General features: G+C 62.9%; 16 protein-coding genes. 9 read left to right on the plus strand and 7 right to left on the minus strand.

The genetic code is table 11. The features are described 5' to 3' along the window. The first annotated feature begins 11 nt into the window (after positions 1-11). From VJ109_RS16830 to VJ109_RS16855, 6 genes are all read left to right on the plus strand, one after another. Positions 12-149: a hypothetical protein gene (locus tag VJ109_RS16830; protein WP_324760473.1), complete on the plus strand. Its 138-nt coding sequence runs from the start codon at positions 12-14 to the stop codon at positions 147-149. After that, positions 149-1,126 (plus strand): YeiH family protein, encoded by a 978-nt coding sequence (locus tag VJ109_RS16835; RefSeq protein ID WP_324760475.1) that lies wholly within the window; start codon positions 149-151, stop codon positions 1,124-1,126. The genes VJ109_RS16830 and VJ109_RS16835 overlap by 1 nt, the downstream gene beginning before the upstream one ends. A gap of 57 nt (positions 1,127-1,183) precedes the next feature. Continuing rightward, positions 1,184-1,507, plus strand: a complete 324-nt coding sequence (locus VJ109_RS16840) for a UxaA family hydrolase (protein ID WP_276223522.1) — start codon at positions 1,184-1,186, stop codon at positions 1,505-1,507. A 2-nt stretch (positions 1,508-1,509) separates the two neighbouring features. Beyond that, positions 1,510-2,676: a UxaA family hydrolase gene (locus tag VJ109_RS16845; RefSeq protein ID WP_324760478.1), complete on the plus strand. Its 1,167-nt coding sequence runs from the start codon at positions 1,510-1,512 to the stop codon at positions 2,674-2,676. After that, a complete protein-coding gene (locus VJ109_RS16850; protein ID WP_324760479.1) occupies positions 2,676-3,680 on the plus strand; it encodes an Ldh family oxidoreductase in 1,005 nt (334 codons plus the stop codon). The genes VJ109_RS16845 and VJ109_RS16850 overlap by 1 nt, the downstream gene beginning before the upstream one ends. A 76-nt stretch (positions 3,681-3,756) precedes the next feature. After that, on the plus strand, positions 3,757-5,148 hold the full coding sequence (locus VJ109_RS16855; protein ID WP_324760482.1) for an ABC transporter substrate-binding protein: 1,392 nt from the start codon (positions 3,757-3,759) through the stop codon (positions 5,146-5,148). A 124-nt stretch (positions 5,149-5,272) separates the two neighbouring features. Here VJ109_RS16855 and VJ109_RS16860 read toward each other — a convergent pair whose 3' ends face one another. Both VJ109_RS16860 and VJ109_RS16865 read right to left on the minus strand, forming a co-directional pair. Beyond that, positions 5,273-6,175: a dihydrodipicolinate synthase family protein gene (locus VJ109_RS16860; protein WP_324760484.1), complete on the minus strand. Its 903-nt coding sequence runs from the start codon at positions 6,173-6,175 to the stop codon at positions 5,273-5,275. A gap of 64 nt (positions 6,176-6,239) precedes the next feature. Continuing rightward, positions 6,240-8,618 carry a methyl-accepting chemotaxis protein gene (locus VJ109_RS16865; protein WP_324760485.1) on the minus strand — a complete coding sequence of 793 codons (2,379 nt, stop codon included), beginning with the start codon at positions 8,616-8,618 and terminating at the stop codon, positions 6,240-6,242. 122 nt (positions 8,619-8,740) lie between these two features. Here VJ109_RS16865 and VJ109_RS16870 point away from each other — a divergent pair, with 122 nt between their 5' ends. Then, complete coding sequence (locus VJ109_RS16870) at positions 8,741-9,718, plus strand: DUF726 domain-containing protein (protein WP_324760487.1); 978 nt, start codon at positions 8,741-8,743, stop codon at positions 9,716-9,718. 62 nt (positions 9,719-9,780) lie between these two features. Next, positions 9,781-11,262, plus strand: a complete 1,482-nt coding sequence (locus VJ109_RS16875; protein ID WP_324760488.1) for an aldehyde dehydrogenase family protein — start codon at positions 9,781-9,783, stop codon at positions 11,260-11,262. A gap of 13 nt (positions 11,263-11,275) precedes the next feature. On the opposite strand, the gene gfo6 is transcribed toward VJ109_RS16875, so the two are convergent. Further along, complete coding sequence (gene gfo6 / locus VJ109_RS16880) at positions 11,276-12,361, minus strand: D-xylose 1-dehydrogenase Gfo6 (protein WP_324760489.1); 1,086 nt, start codon at positions 12,359-12,361, stop codon at positions 11,276-11,278. An 84-nt stretch (positions 12,362-12,445) separates the two neighbouring features. Between gfo6 and VJ109_RS16885 the strand changes: the two genes are divergently transcribed. After that, complete coding sequence (locus VJ109_RS16885; RefSeq protein WP_324760491.1) at positions 12,446-12,619, plus strand: hypothetical protein; 174 nt, start codon at positions 12,446-12,448, stop codon at positions 12,617-12,619. Positions 12,620-12,895: 276 nt separating this feature from the next. On the opposite strand, the gene VJ109_RS16890 is transcribed toward VJ109_RS16885, so the two are convergent. From VJ109_RS16890 to VJ109_RS16905, 4 genes are all read right to left on the minus strand, one after another. After that, positions 12,896-14,578: a sensor histidine kinase gene (locus VJ109_RS16890; RefSeq protein WP_324760493.1), complete on the minus strand. Its 1,683-nt coding sequence runs from the start codon at positions 14,576-14,578 to the stop codon at positions 12,896-12,898. 450 nt (positions 14,579-15,028) lie between these two features. Continuing rightward, a complete protein-coding gene (locus VJ109_RS16895; RefSeq protein WP_324760495.1) occupies positions 15,029-16,273 on the minus strand; it encodes an inorganic phosphate transporter in 1,245 nt (414 codons plus the stop codon). 258 nt (positions 16,274-16,531) lie between these two features. Further along, complete coding sequence (locus tag VJ109_RS16900) at positions 16,532-19,009, minus strand: efflux RND transporter permease subunit (RefSeq protein ID WP_324760497.1); 2,478 nt, start codon at positions 19,007-19,009, stop codon at positions 16,532-16,534. Further along, entirely contained in the window at positions 19,009-20,949 is a 1,941-nt protein-coding gene (locus VJ109_RS16905) for a COG1361 S-layer family protein (protein ID WP_324760499.1), read from the minus strand. Before VJ109_RS16905 ends, VJ109_RS16900 begins: the two co-directional genes overlap by 1 nt. Between the last annotated feature and the right edge of the window lie 313 nt (positions 20,950-21,262).

Raw genomic sequence — 21,262 nt, forward strand, 5'->3', positions numbered from 1 at the left:
GGTTCACTCATATGGACGTGAAGCGTTCGCGCACTCGGACCGAGAGACTCGTGTCCCGCTGTCGTCGGAAAGTCCTGGCCGTAGACCGGGGCTGGAAGGCGACCGCGCTCGGAGTCACGATCGTCCTCGCGACGACGCTGGCTCCCTGATGAGTTCGGTCCGCGAACTGGTACCGGGACTGGTGGTCCTGTCGGTGCTGGCTGCCCTCGCCCGAGTCGTGGGTGACGCCACGCCGCTGAGTCCGTTAGTCGTCGCCATCGCCAGCGGTGCAGGAGTCGCAGCCACCGTCGGCGTACCCGAGTGGGCCGAGGCCGGGATCGACCGTCACAAACTCATGTTAGAGACCGGGATCGTTCTGCTGGGCGCGCAGTTGACCGTCGGCCAACTCGTCGAGACCGGGCCGCTGGTGATCGTACTGGCGATGGGCGTCGTCGTCCTCGGTGTCCTGTTCATCGAGACCGTCGGGAAACGGGTGGGGATCGAGTCACGGACCCGATCGCTGCTCGCTGCCGGTGCGAGCGTCTGTGGCGTCTCGGCAGTACTTGCCGTCGCCGGGAGTATCGACGGCGACGAGGCCGAGATCAGCTACGCCGCGGGCACGGTGTTGCTGTTCGACGCGATCACGTTAGTCGTCTTTCCGATCGTCGGGTCGGCGCTTGGCCTCCCGGATCGTACCTTCGGCATCTGGGCCGGACTGAGCCTCTTCTCGACCGGTCCGGCGGCGGCGGTCGGCTTCGCCGTCTCGGAGACGGCCGGCCAATGGGCGACGATCACCAAACTGGTTCGCAACACCTTCATCGGCGTCCTGGCCGTCGGCTACGCGATCTACTACGCGACCGGGACTGACCGGGCCGACGCGAGGGAGATCTGGTACCGGTTCCCGAAGTTCCTGATCGGGTTCCTGCTCGTCGCGGTCGTCGTCAACCTCGGGCTCATCGGGGCCGGGACACAGGCAGCGATCGGGACGGCCGGGGATTGGCTGTTCGCGCTCGCGTTCGTCGGTCTCGGCTTCGAACTGAACCCACGCCAGCTCAAAGCGACCGGAGCCAAGCCGATCCTGGTCGTGCTCGCGCAGTTCCTGGCGGTGAGCCTGTTGGCACTCGGCGCAGTGACGCTGGTGCTGTGAACATTCGTCGGCCCAGGAGAAAACGTTATCAACTGGGGCGTCCGTCAACCGAAGTGTATGGCCGACAGATATCTAGAGGTCGTCGAACCGGAGGATAACGTCGCGACAGCGCTTCGTGACGTTGAGGCCGGGGAGACAGTCACGGTCGCGGTCGGTGACCAGGAGCGAACGATCGAGATGCTCGACGACGTGAACTTCGGGCACAAACTCGCGATCGAGGACATCGCCGACGGCGAGACCATCACGAAATACGGCAAGAGTATCGGCAACGCAACAGAGGACATCCCGGCTGGGACGTTCGTCCACGTCCACAACGTCGAATCGAACTACGGCCGCGGTGACCTCGCGGGTGACGAAGAAGTCGAGGCGGTCAGCGAGTAACCATGTCCGAATTCCTAGGCTACGAACGGGACGACGGTAGTATCGGCATCCGTAACCACACAGTCATCGTATCGACGGCGCCCTACGCCAACGATACGGTCAAGCGCGCGGCGGACATCGTCGACGACGCGATCCCGATCACACACCCGCTGGGTCGGTGCCAGACCAAGCCCGACGTGTTCCAGACCTACCGGACGCTGCTTGGGTACGCGACCCACCCCAACACGTACGGGGCAGTCGTGGTCGCCCACGCCGGCGAGATCGTCGACGGCGATGAACTGGCCGGAGACGTCGCAGAGACCGGTCGGCCGAGCGCGTCGATCAACATCCACGAGGAGAAGGGTGTGATGAACGCGCTCGACGCCACCGTCGACGCCGCACGAGAGATGGTCCAGGACGCAAGCGCCCAGCGTCGCGTCCCGGCGGACATGTCGAATCTCACGTTCGGGATCAACTGCGCCACCTCGGACACCACCAGCGGTCTCTGCCAGCACAAGGCAACCGCCGGTGCCGTCTGGCGGCTCATCGACGAACACGGCGGTCGTGGCTGCTTCGCCGAGACGCCGGAGTTCTTCGGCGGCGAAGAGGAACTCTCGGAACGGGCGGTCAACGACGAAGTCCGCCAGGAGATCCTCGACCGTGTCGGAAACTGGGACAAGCGTCTCCAGGCCACCGGCTACGACGTTCGTGGCGCCCAGCCGACCCCGGACAACATGGACGGCGGGCTCACCACCATCGAGGAGAAGTCTCTCGGCGCGCTCGTCAAATCCGGCGACGGCCCGATCCAGGACATCGTCGACTACGGTGCGAAGATCCCCGACCAGTCCGGGATGTACATCATGGACACGCCCGGCCACGGGGCCGAGTCCGTCACCGGCATCGGTGCCGGCGGCGCCCACTTCATGGTTATCTCGACCGGCCAGGGTCACACCCTCTCGAACGCCGTCATGCCGACCCTGAAGATCACGGGCAACCCACACAGCGCCGAACGGGTACCCGAACAGACCGATGTCGACGTGAGTGAGGCGCTGGTCGGCGACGAGACCATCGAGTGGGCAACCGACGAACTCTGGGACGAGGTCATCGACATCGTCAACGGCAAAGTGACCCTCAGCGAGGCGATGGGCGAGAGCCAGTTCGCCATCCACCGCATCGGCCCCTCGACATAATGGAGGTCGACCGGCAGCGCGCGGTCGCGGTCGCCGCCGACGCCTTCCGCGCGCACGGGATCTCCGACGCCGACGCCGAGCAGACGGCCGAGGTGCTGGTGAGCGCCGACGCCCGCGGGAAACACTCACACGGACTGCTCCGACTGCCGCGGTTCGTCCGCGGCATCGAACACGGCAACGTCGACCCCGACGGCACGATCGATGTCGTCGACGACCGGGGCGGCGCGGCCACGATCAGCGGCGGCTCGCGGCTCGGTCCGGTCGTCGCCAGCGCCGCAGCCGGGGAGGCGATGGACCGGGCCGACGAGTTCGGCGTCGGCGCGGTCGGCGTCCACGACTCGAACCACCTCGGAATGTTGGGCTACTACACCGACCAACTGCTCCAGGAGGGATACGTCGGCGTCGGTATCACGAACACCGAGCCGGCGATGCCCCCCTACGGCGGCGCCGAACCGGTGTTGGGAACCAACCCCATCGCCATCGGCCTGCCGACCGAGCCGGCGTTCAATCTCGACATGTCCACGTCGGGGATCGCCCGCGGGACCGTTCTCCACTACAAGGAGACTGACCAGGAACTGCCCGAGGGCGTCGCGCTCGACGCCGACGGCCAGCCGACGACAGATCCCGCCGCTGCCCTGGACGGGACGATTCTCCCGTTCGGTGGCGCGAAAGGCTCCGGACTCGCCATCGCCGTCGAGGTGCTGGCCGGCGGCCTGGTCGGCGCCGCGATGGGAACCGACGTTACCGGGACCTACCACACGGAAGACCCCTGTACGAAGGGGGACCTGTTCCTGGCGATCGACCCAGAAGCGCTGGGCGCTCGGGAGTTCAGCGAACGGGCGAGTACGTTCCTGACGCGGCTGACCGAGAGCGAGCAGGCAGCCCACGTCGACGAGATCCGACTGCCGGGCCAGCGCTCCGTCGAACGTGACCGGACGGTTACCACCGTCGAGATCGAGGACGACCTCTGGGACGAGGTCCGAGCGATCGCCGAGAGCGCCTGAGTCCCCTTTCTTTTCCCGTAATTGTAGCATAAAAAACAATAACAATTAATAGGGGTTGTTCCGAACGTGAGTGTGTATGACAGACGAAGTCTCTGACAAGCGTAGGCGGCAGCTTATCAAGACGGTAGCCGGTGGCAGCGTCGTGATGCTCGCCGGATGTGGTGGGGATGGCGGCTCCGGCGACGGCGGGTCCGGTGACGGCGGCTCCGGCGATGGAGGCTCCGGTGACGGTGGCTCGGGCGACGGCGGCTCCGGTGATGGCGGCTCCGGCGACGGCGGTGGCGGATCGACATCGATGACCTACGTCTACCCGGGCTATTTCAGCAACGACGCCGGGAACCTGGTCCCGATGTTCGAGGAGGCCAACAGCAGCATCACCGTCGAGTCCCAGCAGACTCCTTCGGACGCATCCTCGACACGCGAGTACTACGTCAATCAGTTCGTCTCCGGGTCGTCGTCGTTCGACGTGGGGAACATGGACGTCATCTGGCCGGCGGAGTTCGCCGGAAACGGTTGGGCCGCGGAGGTCAGCGATCCGGAAGGTCACACCGACAACATGCTCCAGACGCCCATCGACTCGGTGACCGTCGACGGCACCATGTACGGGATGCCGATCCACACGGACGCCAACGCGCTCTACTACCGGACTGACCTCCTGGAGGAGGCCGGCTACGACGGGCCGCCCGAGACCTACATGGAACTAGTCAACATGGCCCAGGACATCAAAGAGCAGTCCGACGATAACCTCAACGGCTACATCTGGCAGGGTGGCTCCAACGAGGGGCTGACCATCATGTGGCTCAACTGGCTGTGGGGCATGGGCGGCAGCGTCCGTGACGGTAGCGGTAACCTCGTGGTCAACACCGAAGAGGGGATCGCGGCGCTGCAACACGCCGTCGACCTCATCCACGAGTACGAGGTCACACCGGAGTCGATCCCGGCCTCCTCGACGGACCAGAACCGGCAGACGTTCCAGCAGGGCAACACCATCTTCATGCGCAACTGGCCCTACGCCGTCGCGCTGATGAACGAGGACGGCTCGGCCGTCCAGGGGAACTTCGACGTGGCGCCGATGCCGAAAGCGGAGGGCAACCCCGACGCCCAGAACTCCTGTCTGGGCGGGTGGAACCTCTTTATCAACGCCGCGTCCGAGAACAAGGAGGCCGCACAGCAGTTCGCCAGCTACATGGCCTCGATGGAGGCCCAGGAGACGATGGCGCTGGAACACAGCCGTCTCCCCGTCCGGGAGGAACTGTACAGCGACGAGTACTACGAGCAGGCCTCCCAGCTTGAGACGTTCGCAGAGATCGTCGACCAGACCAGCGCCCGCCCGGCGACAGCCCAGTACTCGACGTTCTCCGAGATCGTCTACACCAACTGCAACGCCGCGCTCGTCCAGAACAAAGAGCCCGAAGAAGCGCTCAACGACGCCCAGGAAGAGATCGACAGCGAGGTCAACAACGCCTAACGGCCTCTTCTCGGCAGTCCGACGCCCCAGTCTGCATCACGCCGTTTTCCGGTCGCAATTCCGAGAAGCCCCCGGCTCGCCAGTGTCGTGAGTCCAGCGTCCGAGAAGAACGTGTCGCCAGTCCTCAGACCGTCTGTTCGCCGACCTGCTCGGTGATCCGGCTGTAGGTCGCCGCCAGCGACGCCCGTTCCTCGTCGGTCAGTTCCGGCAACGGCGGGAGTGGACCGCCGATCCCCAGTCCGTCTACCCCCGAGAGGTGTTTGATCGCTGCGGCGGTGGGCATGTCGCTGGTCGCGGTGACGAACGGCGTGACGATTGCCTGCATCAGCCGGCGGGCCTCCGCTAGATCGTCGGCGGCGTAGGCCTCGTAGAGGGCCGACAGTGGGCCGGGAAAGACGTTCGCCGGGCCGGCGATGAGTCCGTCGGCCCCGAGTTCGAGCGAAGCCGTCGCCAGCTGCGTCGCCCCCTGGAAGAGCAGGAAGTCCTCCGGGGTCTCACTGGCGATCCGGTGGTGATAGGTCAGATCGCCGGACGTGTCTTTCAGGCCGGCGATGGTGTCGTGGTCGGCGAGCCGCGTGATCAGATCGACACCGAGTTCGTTGCCCGTCAGCGGCGGGATGTTGTACAACAACAGCGGAAGCGGCGATTCGTCGGCGATGGCAGTGAAGAACCGTTCGAGGCCGGGCTGTGTGGTCCCGAGGTAGTACGGGGAGACGACGACGGCCGCGTCGGCGCCCGCGGCGTCCGCGGCCTCGATGTTGTCAAGGACCGCGTCGACGCTGGTGTCACAACAGCCCGCGAGCACGTCGGCCTCGCCGTCGGTCTCCTCGACCACGATCCGGACGACTCGACGGTTCTGTTCGGTCGTCAGGCTGGGGAACTCGCCGATAGAGCTCCCCGGAAAGAGTCCGTGTACGCCACCGTCGACGAGTTTTCGCGTGAACTGCCTGAGAGCTTCGTCGTCGACCGACCGCTGAGACCCATGGGTAGGCGTCGCCATGGGAACGACTGTTCCCGAGAGATTCATGACTATCGCATGGAGGAGGACTTAGTTATAATTTGGGATGACCCAACACACTCCCGCGGGAAGACTACTCCCGCGTCTCCGGGTCCGAACTGCCCGTCTCGTTCACTTCGAACGTCGAGAGCCGATCCGAGAGTGTCGTGGCACGGTCCCGAAGTTCCTGGGCTTGTTCGGTGACCGTCGAGACGGTCTCACTCTGTTCGGTAGCGGCGTCGGCGACGGACTCGGCCCGTGAGGTCACGTGTTGGCTGATCTCGGCGACGTCGTCGATGTCGCCGGCCACCTCCTGGGTCGTCCGGGCCTGTTCGCCGGTCGCGCGATCGATCTCGCGAGCGTTCTGGTCGGTCTCCTCGATGTGCTCGACGATATCGTCGATGGCAGCGAGCACCTCTTCGACGGTCCCAGCGGCCTCGCCGACGGCGCTGTGCATCTCGTCCATCGCGTCGACGGTCCTGTCGGTCTGTGATTGGACGGCCTCGATCCGGTCGGCGATCTCGTCGGTGGCGTCCCGTGTCTCCTCGGCCAGCTGTTTGACCTCGTCGGCGACGACGGCGAAGCCGTCGCCCTCTCCGCCGGCGGTCGCCGCCTCGATATTGGCGTTCAGCGCGAGCATGTTGGTCTGCTCGGCGATCTCGGCGATGAGGTCCGCCACGTCCCCGATCGCACGCACCTGCTCGTCGAGATCGTCCATCTGCTCGACGGTCTCACCGGCGTGTTGTTGCAGGGCGTCCATCTCATCGAGGGCCGTCCGGGCGGCCGCACGACCCTCGGTCCCGCGCTCGACCGACCGCTCTGCGGACTCGGCGACCTCGCTGGCGCTCGCGGCGACCTCCTCGACGTTCGCCGACAGCGTGGAGGTCTCTTCCGCCATGTTGTCGAGACGCTGGGACTGGTCGCTAGCCCCTTCGGAGATCTGGCTGACCTGACCGCTGACCGTCTCGCTGCGGTCCTCGACGTCCGCTGCCTGCTCGACCACGTCGACACTTGCGGCCGCCACGTCGTCGGCGAACCGTCGGACCTCGGCGACCGTCCCCTCCAGGTCGTCCATCATTTCGTTGAACGCGGCGGCGATCTCCGCCATGGCCTCCGTGTCGACGTCCTCGTCGAGGCGACGGTGGAGTTGTCCGTCGGCACAGGCCCGCATCGTCTCGCCATAGGCGGCCGCTCGCTCCTGGAGCTGTTCGGAGAGCCGGTGTGCGCGGTCCCGAGCGTCCTCCGCGTCGGCCTGTGCCGCCTCGGCGTCGGCGCGTGCGGCCTCTGCGTCATCCAGGGCGGCCTCGGTCTCGGCGAGTTGCTCTTTGAGCGAGGTGCGCATCCCGTCGAAACTCTCGAAGAGCCGACCGATCTCGTCGTCACGCGAGGTCGACAGCTCGACATCGAGATCGCCGGCCTGCATCTGTTCGGCCCGGCGGCGAAGCCGCGTGAGCGGGACGACAGTCTGGCGACCGAGCGCGGTGGCGACGACCCCGAGCGCCAGGATACTGCCGAGGACGATCCCCAGCACGTTCTGGCCGACCGAGCGGCCGATGGCGTAGGCCTCGCTGGTCGGGAGCGACACCGTCACTACCCAGTCGGTCTGTGCGACCGGGGCGAAGGCCAGTACCCGGTCTGCCCGCTCGACCGAACTGACGGTCCCGTTCTCCGCGGTCGCCGAGAACGCAGTGGTATCAGTCACCGTCGCGACCGAATCCGGGTCGTCGGCGGTCCTGCCGCCGGGAGCCAGAACGACATCGCCGCCCGCGTCGACGATCGTCGTCTGTGATTCGGTCCCGCCCGCGACTCCGTCGAGTTGGGCGTCGATCGAGCCGACGACAACGACGGCGCGGTCGGTGTCCGGGACAGGGCTGACGAAGGCCATCACCGTCTGGTTCGAGCGCCGGTAGGCGGCGTCACTGATCGCAACGACCGAGGAGACACTGGAGTACTGCTGGACCGCCTCGACCTGGCGCGTCCAGGGTTGGTCGGTCTCGGCGACCGACTGGCCCGCCAGGTCGAAGGCAGTGCTACTCCGGACCTCGCCGGCTTCGGTGTCGACGACGTGGACGGCGAGGATGTCGAGCGTTCCGAGGTTCTGTGCGCTCCCCAGATAGCGGTCGACGGTTCTGGGCTGTTGGGCCTGCATCGGTCCGGCTGCGGAGATGAACCGCGTCTGGACTTGCATCTCCTCGACCCACCCGCCGATCGCGGTCGCCTGCATCGACGCCCGGGACTGGAGCTGGGTCCGGGTGTCCTCTTGCAGTTCCGATTGGATCTGGAGGTAGCTACCGGTTCCGATCGCCGCGATGACGACCAAGACGACGAGCATCGAGATGGCGAACTTCGCGGCGTACCGCCGGCGCACGAACTCCGGGGTGAGACGACGCGCCACTGCCCCGGCGGCAGAGGCCACGCGGGAGCGTAGCTTTGACTCTTCGTCCGACGAGGCGGACGCTGAACTCGCTGGCATGTGTGAGGCGAGTTAATGATAGTATTTAATAATTCGCCTCCAGCTATCACGTTCGAAGCCGACCGGGCGTTGTGTCAACGATAGTCATAACAATTATGCTATCCGCGTTCGAGAGTTCGCCCGTGCCATCACGACGACAGTTCCTTACGGCACTTAGCGGCACAGCCTCGGCGATCGCTCTGGGAACGGGGACGGTTGCTGCACAGGAGAGTGACGACGACACGGGCCTTCCGGACGGGTTCCCGGAGGCCGAAGAGATCAGTACCACCAAACCGCCGTCGGTCCCGGAGTCGTTCCCGACGGTCTCGACGGACGGCCACTTCACCCCGCTGTCGGACCCCGGGGAGGCCTCGCTCGTCGACGGGGAGACGCCGACGAGCTACGACCTTCAGGGTGACTGGAGTGGGTTCGACGACGCCGACGAGATCCAGGTCCTCGTCCACGGGTTCGTCGATAGCGTCCCACATCTCTGGGGACGGTACCAGACGGACCAGGCCCGAACCGGGCTCAGAGACGCGGGGTATACCGACGCGTTCACCGCCGCGTTCACCTGGGATTCGGACGTGAGCTGGCCCGACGCCAACGAGATCGCCGAGCGGAACGCGCTCAAGTTCGGCCAGTGGGTCCGGGACATCCGCCAGTCGGACGACCGACCGATACGGATCATCGCCCACTCGCTGGGCGCACGGGTCACCTGCTCGCTGCTGGAGGAACTCCACCTGGACGTGAGCCGGTTCTACTCCTCGCAGGGCTCTCACCACACGCCCGAGGAGGGCGTCGTCGACTCGGTCGCCCTGCTGGGCGGGGCGATCGACAACGACGCCGTCCAACTGAACCGGCGGTGGGGCGAGGCCATCGAGTACTCGGCCGGCGAGTTGTACAACTACTATTCAGACAACGACGCCGTACTCGGACAGGGCTACTACGCGATCGACCAGACCGACGCAGTCGGGCACACCGGCATCGCTCACGCACCCGAGGCACCGGAGAACTACACCGACCGGGACGTTACCGACGACGTACAGGCCCACGGCGACTACGACAGCGCCGACAACGAGGTCGGTGTTCTCGACGAAGTCGTCGAGGACTTCGGCGCCTAAACGGCCCCTCCGCCGTTCGGGGCTGCGTAACACTTATAATTCTGATGACCCACCTCACGAGTATGAGCCAGCAAGCAGCGACACGTCTCGACAAGCAGATGCTCATCGGCGGCGAGTGGGTCGACGCCGACGAGCGCACGGACGTCATCCACCCGTACGACGGCGATCTCGTGGGGTCGGTCCCGATGGCCAGCGAGCAGCAGGTCGCCGACGCGGTCGACGCCGCCGAGGCCGCCTTCGAAGCCTCCGACCTGTCCGCCTACCAGCGCTACGAGTTCCTCCATGAGACCGCCCGCCTGGTCGAGGAACGCGCCGACGAGATCGCTCGCATCCTCACCAGCGAACAGGGCAAGCCGATCTCGGAAGCCCGCGGCGAGGTCGACCGGGCCGTCCAGACGCTCGACCTCTCTTCCGAGCAGGCCAAGCGGATGTTCGGCGAGTACGTCCCGATGGACGCCCAGAAGGGCTTCGCCCGGGACCACTGTTTCACCCAGCGCGAACCACTGGGCGTCGTCGCCGCCATCACCCCGTTCAACTTCCCGCTGAACCTGATGGTCCACAAGGTCGGTCCCGCTATCGCCGCCGGCAACGCCGTCGTCGGCAAACCCGCCTCCAACACCCCCCTGACTTCCATCGCACTGTTCGAGTGTCTGGACGACGCTGCCGACGCTGTCGAGTTCGATGTCCCGGACGGTCTGGTCAACGTCGTCACCGGGTCCGGATCGACGACCGGCGACGTCATCCTCGACCACGACGCCGTCGAGGCCATCTCCTTTACCGGGTCGACGCCCGTCGGGAAGTACCTCGCCGACAACAGCGGCATGAAAGAGATCACGCTGGAGCTGGGCGGCAACGACCCGACGATCGTCTGGGACGACACCGACCTCGAAGAAGCCGCGGTCCAGGTCGTCGGCGGTGCCTGTTCGAACGCCGGCCAGGTCTGTAACAGCGTCGAGCGGGTCATCGTCCCCGAACACATCGAAGAGGAGTTCGTCGACGCACTGGTCGACGCCTGTGAAGATCTGGTCGTCGGTGACCCCTTCGACGACGAAACTACCATCGCCTCGATGGTCGACGACAGCCAGTTCGAGGACGTCGTCGAACTGTTCGAGGCGACCGTTGAGGCCGGCGCGACCGTCGAGTGTGGCGGTAACTACGGTGGAGACCTCGGCCCGCGGACCTTCGAGCCGACGGTACTGTCGGGCGTGACCCCGGACATGCCGGCCGCGAAAGAGGAGACGTTCGGCCCGCTGGTCCCGGTCATCACCGTCGAGGACTTCGATGAGGCCCTCGAAGAGGCCAACAACACCAACTACGGCCTCGAAGCCGGCCTGTTTACCCAGGACATCGACCGCGCGAAACGCGCGGCCGACACGATCGACGCCGGCGGCGTCAACATCAACACGGTCAGCGGCTTCCGGGCTGACCACATGCCCTACGGCGGGTTCAAGGACTCGGGCGTCGGCAAGGAAGGCATCAAGTACGCCGTCGAACACTTCTCGCGGGAGAAACTCGTCGGCTTCCACCAGGGTTTCAACGCCTGAGTAGGTCCCGTTCTCAGTCGACGCTGACCCACCGATCCGTCTCAGCGGCTTCGTAGACGGCTTCCATGGCACGCATGTCGACCAGCCCGTGGTCGCCGTCGGCGTCGATCGGTTCGTCGCCGCGGACGCGGTCGGCGAAGTAGTCGAACTCCGCCAACATCTGGTCGACTTTCTCGATAGTCACGGAGGCGCGCCCGTCGCCCCGCGAGACGTGGAGTTCGCGGGTCTGGTCCTGGAAGAACGCCGGTTCGATCCGGACCTGCCCCTCGGTTCCGGTGACGGTGATCCCCGAGGACTGGCGGGCGTTGTGGCTCGCGTAGAACTGACCGTACACTTCCTCGGGGAACGCTACGGAGAACGCGACCGTCTCGTCGACGTCGTCGAAGGCGTCGTGAGTACTGGACGTGTTGCCGGTGACCGAACGCGGGTCGGCGTCGAGCAGGTACCGGGCGGTGTTGAGCGGATAGATCCCGATGTCGAACAGCGCGCCGCCGCCGGCCAGGTCCTCGTCCAAGCGCCACTGGTCGGGGTTCGGATCGATCCGGTCGAGCAGTCGCTGAGACATGTCGCCGGTGACCGACATCGGTTCGCCGACGTAGCCCGCCTCGATCAGGTCCCGCGCCCGCCTGACTGACGGCTCCGTATGCATCCGGTAGGCGATCATCAACTCGACGCCGGCCTCGGCAGCCACGTCCCGGAGTCGGGCGGCTCGCTCGCTGTCCCGTTCCATCGGTTTCTCACAGAGGACCGCCTTGCCCAGGTCGGCTGCTGTCTCGACGTACTCCAGGTGGAGCGCGTTCGGCGTGACGATGTAGACGGCATCGTAGGCGTCGCTCGCGACGCCGTCGTGGAACTGCTCGTAGGTGATCCCGCGGTCGGCTCCCTCCGTCTCGGCGGCGACACGTTCGGCTTTCTCCGTCGAACTGCTGACCATGACTGACGGCTCACAGCGGTCGCTCGCTTCGAGTGCGGGCAGCGCCCGCCCCTTCGTGAACCAGCCCAGGCCGATGACCGCGAACCGTACCGGCTCGACGGTATCGGGGTCGACCGTCACCCAGTCACGCGCACAGCTATCCTCGACGATTGCACTCAACTCCATATCGGCACCACTGCCCCGTGGCTCATAAATCGAACCCCTGCGGTGAACGAAACAGTTTTATGGACCAGGTGAATGAGTCTACCCGTGCCACCGGAGGATACAGATATCTGTCCGTATCCGGGCCACGATACCGTCAGGTGCCCGGAGTGCCGGGCGGATATCCCCGGTCTCGTCCCGGGCGGGACAGCCGAGGACCCACAGCCCCGCTGTCCCGCCTGTGGCGAGGTCATCGATACGGTCGTCATCACCGACGACTAACCCGCCTCACACGGCCAGCAGAGAGTAGAACGAGTCGGACGGATATTCCGTACCACGCACCTACTTTTCCACACCGAGTGCAGCTCTTCTGAGATATACGAGTAAAAACTGAATATCGATACGAAGTTTGCATATCCAGTATTAGAATGTGGGAATATAAGTCTAGATAATCATCTATTCTGGAAATACACTCCTAAACGAACCAAACTCTGAACGACCGGAGTGAGAAGACTTCCATCTTCCTTCTGAGCCGCGATCGGGAGGACGGTGACCGACCTATCCGTTCGACTCCGGGATGCCAGTTATCTCGAAACGAGCGCCCGAGCTATTGGTTACGTGAATGTCCCAGTTATGGGCTTCGACGATGTCGTGGACGATAGAGAGTCCGAATCCGGTTCCGTCATCATTCGTCGTGTATCCGTGTTCGAAGATTCTTCCACATTCCTCAGCGGGTATGCCGTCCCCATCGTCTTCAATATATACGCCGATAGACCCCTCACCGTCTGTCAGGGTTTCGTCAGCTCCGAACGTGCCAACGTGAACGGTAACCGGTGGCTCATTGTGATCGAGTGCATTCCGGAAGAGGTTCTCGAAGACGGTGAGGAGACGATTGCGGTCTGCCTCGACGAGTACGTCCTCCGAAACCCGCATCTCGAACGTGGACTGATCGGTATGTACGTGTTGCCAGGCTTCGGTAGCGACCCCCGCGAGCCGAACTGATTCCCCGGTTTCGACAGTTTCGCCGGCTCGAGCTAGCTTCAATACGTCGTCGATGATTGTCTCCATTCGCTGGAGGTTCCGTTGGATCGTTTCAAACTCGTCGGTCGAGATGTCTTCTCGGAGGAGTTCCAGACGGCCCGTAACCACAGTCAGTGGATTCCGGAGATCATGCGACACGACACTGGCGAATTCGTCAAGCCGCTCGTTCTGGCGCTGAAGCCGGTTCTCCTGGTGCTTTTGGGCAGTGATATCCCGGAATACAACGGTCTGTCCTGTCGCCCCGCGTCCGTATTCAACTCGGGACGACTGATAGGAATAGTACCGCTTGGCACCGTCGACGTGAGTGACAATGTCTTGGGGGCGCTCTTCGTCAAAGATCGGGGCTAATTCCGGATTCAGTTCTCTGAGATGCTCCGCGTCCATCCCAACCTCGATGTCAAAAACACGTCGAGCAGATGGGTTGACATCGGTAAGGGTGTATTCCGAATCGAAGTTCAGTATGGGGTCATCGATATCATTGATAGCCTGGTCCCAGGCAAAGTGATTGACACTAAATAAGTGGGGGTTGGATTCCTCTCGAATGGCGACTAAGAAAATCACGCCAGTTGCTGCGATTCCATACGCCGTGAAGTTGACAGACGTGAGATCGAGCGTATATGCTACTGAAATTACTACGGGAATACTCATGCCTCCGATTAGTAGGCCTACTTGAATTTTCCGTGCCCGGTTGTCAGCAGTCAACAGTTCGCCAACCAGGACTGCAAACGCCGCGAACGTGAGGCCGTATCCAAAAACCCAGAGGTCGAACATCCCCCAAGGGCCAAGCGTCGTCGTAAGCAGTCCGTTCGTCATAGTGACCTGGGAGTAGACGAGCCACTGAGATTGCGGTATCCATACGAAACACTGAGTTATGACTGGAACAATCAACAAGACATGAAATGTATGATCTGAAACCGTTTGTTTGTTGGCGAATTCGGTGGCGAACAGGAACCACGAAATCCCCGTGAACGTGGCTGTAAAGAGGAGGAACCTATCGAAGACCATCGATACCGTCGCGTTCCAGAATATCGTTCCGATACCACTGGTGAGTGCCCAACCCACGCCAGCGAGCATCATCAGAGAGAACCACTTTATCGCCGGTTTATCTACATCGGATCTGACTCGCAGCGCGAGGAGGCCAGTAATCGGTGCCGCTCCGATCATCACCAACCCGATGAGCGGTTTTGCAAAGAGCGGCATTACGTTCTCCCAGACGATTTGACTGCCACCCGGGCGCTATTATCCGATGTCAATATCACATTTCAAAATGCTCAACGATGACGGCGTAGTGGGATCGGCTACGTACCAACAACGATCCTCCACCGAAATCGGTCTCCCTATTCACTCCCGATTCAGGAGTGTTCGTATATAACTCCCCGGGCGCGCTTTTCAGATTTGGGAACTCCATCCCGGACGACCCGATAGTCGAACCCAATTCACACATCGGTCCACCGTCTCGTGTGATCGGGTACAAACACGTCAACATTACCGTCGTCACGTACCGGTGGAACCGGACCAGGGGACGACCGTCTCTTCACCACGGATTGTACGTGATTTTATCAAATATATGGGTATTAATACCATTTGTTAGTTAGAGACATAGAGCAGTGCGATCGACCAGTTTGTAGACACCCGCACTGGCCGGGAGAGTTATTCCAAGAACACGAACACCGGATACGAGGCGACAATCGCCAGCGACGGCGTCAACACCCACATCGTCACGATACGCTTGGCCGCCGCCGGATCGAAGAGGCTTCGCTCATCGATGTCAGCCGGTCCCTCGGCCCCGACATCTGGGATGTCCGGGATCTCGTCTGGCTTCTCTGCGGGTTTCTCTTCTCGGGCGACATCTCCGATGGTCGGCCCGGCAGGCGCGTCCTCAGCGCGTGACGTGACCAATGCGCCAGTCGAGACTGCGACATCCGGACGGTCAGGCGATGGCGTCGCTAACTCCGCCAGCGTCGCTGCCCGACTCGCTCGGCCCCAGCCGAGCCCAATGATCGTTGATGTCGTACTGACGGCGAGACTCGCTGGGATTCCGAACGATGAGAGAACGGTAATAACCGTCCCACCGACCACGGACACGATCAATGACGCGAGAATCGGGAGTTCCGTGATGTCGTCCCCAACCGTCTCTAGCGTGCGACGGGCGATGGTGAAACTCCCTATCCCGAAGGCCCCCACCGCGAGCAGGACGCCCTGATTGACGGTGAGCGATCCCCCCGAACCGACGAGCGGGGCGACGGCGTTCGCAGCGTTCGATGCCCCAGCCGAGAACGCCATGTAACAGCCGATGACGACAACCGAGAGTGATCCGATGGTATCCTGCAGTGATGCGTTCGGATTGATATACGGCCGTGGAATCGCTCCCGATCGGTCGAGTTGGACGAAGTGGAGAGTGAACGTCGTAAACGCGACGTACCGATCGAGATAGGGGTAGATATAGCGCCCGACCACGACCCCGATACACAAACAGGTCAGTGGAGCGACGATCCACGCTGAGACGATCACGAACATCAGTGCCTGATTGAGCGTCCCGGATGCGAGTCCCAATCCGACGATGGCACCCACAGCGGTCATCGATGTCGAGGCCGGGACGCCATAGAGGTTCGAGATCAACAGCGATGCGCCGGTAAAAAACAGCACGGTGACACTGGCGATGGGCGTGAACTGAGCTGCCGGCACGATACTGCTGCTCATCGTCGCGATGACTTCCCGACCGACGGTCCACGCCCCGAGAAAGCCAAAGCCGACGAACAATGCCCCCGCAGTCGTCTTCCGAATGAGGCGTGATCCGACTGCAGGACCGAATGCAACCCCTGTGGAAGACCCTCCGATGTTGAACCCGACGAATATCGCGACACCGATACCGACGACTGCCAGGAATGCCACCATCGTAACTGTCTTATCATTGTCAGACCCAGGTTTATGAGTTCTGCCACCAGTCCAGGTTGACAGCTCCCGTTCGACGCTGGACCGGGGGTTGATTACAGCCAGCGGTGTCAATAGCGCCGGCACCGACCGCTCTCTGGCGAGGACAACGAGGATACCATGCGTCTGTGGCGTACGAGCAGGCCGGAAAGCGGCCAGCAGCGGAGGACGCCTGACCGGCCCTCGATCGGCTCGCGTCGCCGACGAACCACGCTTCTGTGGCTATTGCAGTACCGGACGGAGACGTGCGAACCGATCGAGATCCGACTGATGTATTCGTTCCCAGAGCAACACTGCAGGTGGGAGTGCGACCACCGCCGCGAGGAACGAGTAGGTAACACTCAGACCGATCAGGACCCCGAAGTTACCGAGAATCGGGGTAATGGCCAGTGCGAGCGCGCCGGTCCCCAGCGCGGTCGTCAGCATGCTTCCGAACAGTGCGCCACCGGTTCCTGTCAGCGTCACCATCATCGCTTCGTGTGCTCCTGTCGTCGCATCGTATTCGTCGATGAACCGGTGAGTTGTATGCACCGAATAGGCGATGCCAACCCCGACCGAGATAGAGAGGATCGTCGCTGTCAGTGCGTTCAGCGTGATGTTCAGATATCGCATCGTCCCGAGCAAGAACGCGATGGCCACCAGTATCGGGAAGACGTTGACCACCCCGAGCAGTGGCTTCCGTTCCAAGACCCCGTAGATAATCACGAGGAATGCAGCGGTCAGTCCCACTGCCATGACGAGCCCCTGAATCGCAGACTGGAAGATGCGATCCATCACCGCCGCGAGGACGACGACGCTCCCCGTGGCCGTCGCTTCGAACCGGAGCCTGTCGGCTAGTTCAGCCCCGCCAGCGGTCACTTCTGTCTGTGTGGCGTCGGAGTCTGTCCGATATTCGATCTGAGCGGACTGGTAATCCTCGGTGAGGTATCGTTCGGCCCGATCACTCGCCGAGGACGAGAACAGTTCGTCGTAAATCTGTTCGAGGTTTTGGTCGGGAATTCCGTTGTCGTTCTGGTCGTTTCGGGCGACCAAGGCAGCGAATTCTTCGTTTTGATCCGCGTGGGATTTGATGACGGTGATGATGCTCCGTGCCTCCGCCTGCCCGCCAGGTCCAACTGCAAGTGACTCGGGCGGATTGTCGTTCGGAGCAGCGAGGGCTTCGAGCGCGTGATCTTGCTTGAGGTTCCCCTGGACGTGTATTTTTACAGTACTCCCCTGACTGCTTCCGAACTTATCGTCCAGCAAGTTGATCGTCGACGTGATGGTGTATTCACCTGGACTAAACGGCGCAGGCAACTCTGTGAGATAGGTTGGAATCTCCTCGGGCGGCAGGAAGTCCTCGTTCTCGAACGAGGTACCGACGCCAGACCCGTACGCGCCCATCAGGCCACCGGACAGGAGTAACCCGACGACGATCACCGTTGGGGCGTGCTGGCTCACCTGTGCGGGAAACGCCAGCACTCGTCCGAGGACTGAGTCCTCCGACGCGATCGGAGTAGAGTTGAATTCCGGAACGCCGAGACGCGTGCGTAGGTCATCGCTCACCAGCTTGGCCGCGGGTAAGAACACCCCGAAGAGGAGGAACGTGAAGAGAATCCCAACAGCTGAAGCGATACCCAAGTTCCGAATCGGCGTAAGAGTAGAGATAACGTTCGCACCGAATCCAAACACTGCGGTCACGGTCACGATGACGAACGCGACGATGAGCTGGCTGTTCGCCTCCCGCATCGCTTCGACCGCCGCGAACCCGCGTGCCGTCTCCTCTCGATAGCGATTGATGATGTGGATACCGAAGTCGACGCCGACAGCAAGCAGTAACACCGGGACCGAGATCATCTGCTGGCTAAACGGGATCCGTGCGTATCCGAGGAACCCGAACGTCCAGATAATCGTCATCACGAGCGCGACCAGCCCCAGCAGTACGTCGATGGGGTCACGGTACGCGACCACCAGGAAGACCAGTAACAGGAGTATCACCACTGGCATCACGATCAGCAGCGAATCCGACATCGACTGCCGTATCTCTGCTTCGGTGGTCCCCGATCCGAACGCACGAACGTCGCCCGGCATATCGTCAGCAACCGCCTGGAGGCTCGTCTGGACAGCCGTCAGATCGTCGAAACTCCCGGGGAAGTCGTGCGAGATGGTCGTGATCGATGCGGACGCCGAGACGCTGGTGGGGTTGAAATCGTTCGAGACCGACCCGGCAAATCGGGACTCCCCTTCGAGTTCCCGAACAGCCTGTCTGATTTCAGACTTGGGCGCACGTTCGAGCGTCCGTCGGTATTCTTCCGGTGTGGTCGCCGACGGGTTCAGCTGCTGCGCGATGGTCGGAGCCGGGCCACTCGCCGATTCCATCCGAAGGTCATCACGGTCCGCAACGCGTTCGAGAAGGCGTGCGTCACGGACGAGTGCCTCTTTGGTCAGAACGTTGCTGTCGGTCCGAATGAGTTGCGTCGTGTCTTGCGTGTCTGCCTGGAACGGATCTTCAAACTTCTGGGCGACTGCGTCTTCGGCTTCCTGTTCCGGTAGCCCCTCGGTGAACGCGTCGAGGCCGCCGGCGCTCACTTGCACAGACGCTAACCCGCCGGCAAAGACCCCCGTAACAAGCAGAAACACGACGATAACTGCTCGTGGTCGGTCCACGATCGTCGTGTTGAGGCGTTCTGTCGCCGTTTCAACCCGATCCGCCAGTGACATCAGTCGCGCCTCCAGTAGACGACTGCGACACCACCGACGACTGCCACTCCCAGCCCGAAGATGAGTGGGAGCGGCAGGCCCCCGCCGCTCTGGGGAGCCGCATCGACTGGCTTCCTGAACGTGTCCGACAGATGGGTGTCGCCATCGCTATCCGTATACCGGAAGTCGAACGACATCGGATACGTGCTCCCCGCTGTCGCGGAGGACGCCGCCGTCACCTCGAAGGCCAGCGTCGTGGACTCACCGGGCTCCAACGACTCGATGTAACTGGTGTCCGTCCCACTGATGCTGAGTGGGTCGTCGGCAAACAACCGTGCCTCGATGTCGGTAACCGTCTCGTCGAGGTTGTTCGTCACTTCGACCGAGACGACCCGTGCGTTCCCCACGGTGATCGTTCGGTTTTCGACCGCGAGGTCGAACTCGTTCTCGCCGGCGGCGACGGCGGACTGGACCGACAGCGTGTTGCTCGTCTGCTGGTCACCACTGTCGTCCTCGTAGCCGACGGTAAAGTCGAACTGGCGTGGCCCCTCGCGGGCGCTGTCGGAGCTATCGACGCCGAAACTCACCGTCGTCGACTCGCCGGGTTCGAGGCTGCCGACGGCGTACTGGGTCCCCTGTGGGGAGAGGTTGGAGTGGTCGCTCTCCCAGTTGACCACGGCGTTCTCGACGGTCCGGGGGCCATCGTTGACCAGGGTGGCTTCGAGCGTCCCGTCCTGGCCCGCCTGCAGCGTCCCGGAAACGTCCGACAGCGAGAACTCCTGTTTCGGCGTGGTCTCGATGCCCAACGAGAGACTGTCGTCGGTGCCCGCGTCGCCCTCGGGGTCGTCGTACTTGACCGACGCCGACAACGCGTACGAGCGGACCTCCGAGTTTGCACTCGCAGTCGCGTCGACGGTCACGGTCCGGACCTCCCCGGGGCTCCACTCCCCGACGAACTGTGAGGTGGAGCTGGCTCCGCCGAAGGTGATGTCGCTGCTCTGTGAGGTGACCGCCACCGTCGTATCGTCGACGGTGACCGGTCCGTCGTTGCGAAGTGTCAGTTCGTACTCCCCGGTGTTGCCGACGGGCACCGTCGAGGAGGTGTTGACGACTGCGAACGACTGTTCGGGTGCGGGGGCGATACCGACCGTGTTGTCGACTGACTCCGTTCGGACGCCGTCGGTGTTGTCGAAGGCCACGGACAGGCCGAAGTTGTGCGGCTCGGGCTCGGCGTCACTGGAGGAAGCGACCCGGTACTGGAAGGTTCGGCTCTCGCCGGACTCCCACGTCTCGACAAATCGGGAACTCTGCTCGCCGCCGCCGACGGTGAACTCGCCGTTCTGACTCGCCAGCGTCACTGCAGCGTCAGTTGCGGCCGTCTCACCCGTGTTTTCGACGGTGAGTTCGACGCCGCCCGTCGAACCGACACGCGCGCTCGAATCGACATCGACCACGTCGAAGGTTGCGTCGTCGCTGACCCGGACGGTGACGTACTCAGTTTGGGAACCGCTCTCGGAGTCACGGGAGCCTATCGTCTCGGAGATGTAGCTGTAGTAGTCGTAGTTCAACTCAACGGGGACACGGTAGGTACCGGGGTCGGCGTCATCGTCGACGCTAACGTCGAACGACACCGTCCGCGATGAACCCATGGCGAGATCGCCGGTGAGCTGCCGCGAGGTCGATATCGATATCGGAGCGTCGTTGGAGCCGACATCGACCGTCAACCCGCGGGCAGTGGTCACCTCGTTGTGCAGACTCGGGTTCCTGAGGGAACTGGAATCGAGCTCGCCATTGTTCGAGAGCACGACATCGAATGTCGTCTCCTCACCTACCGAGACAGTGTTGTCCGCGAGCGCGACCTCGATCTCGGGATTTCCGGTTACGGCAGCAGTGGCAGCCCCAGTCGCAGCCGACACCATGACGGCGGCGAAGAGGACGCTCGCAATACTGCTACGCTTCATCGTGTCTCCCCCCGTGGGACAGTGATTGTCGTGAACAGGTCCATATCCTGTAGCAACCGGGAGAGTCTATCAGCCGCTGACGGTGACCGAACAGTGTGCTGCAACAGTTCTCGTATCACGAGCGAACAGATGGAGAGCGGGGAGTTAAACGGGATCCAGATTTTCCAAGCCGGAAAAACTGCGTTAGAGCCGTTCAGAGCCCCCGTTTGATACTCTCATACACACTCGAAGAATTCCCGTGAACAGACGCTTCGGCGGCTTTCACTCCATACGGTGAAATAGTGTGAGTACGTTTTCAGAGCCAGAAAATCAG

This window comes from Haloarcula montana (assembly GCF_035666295.1).
Lineage (GTDB): Archaea > Halobacteriota > Halobacteria > Halobacteriales > Haloarculaceae > Haloarcula > Haloarcula montana.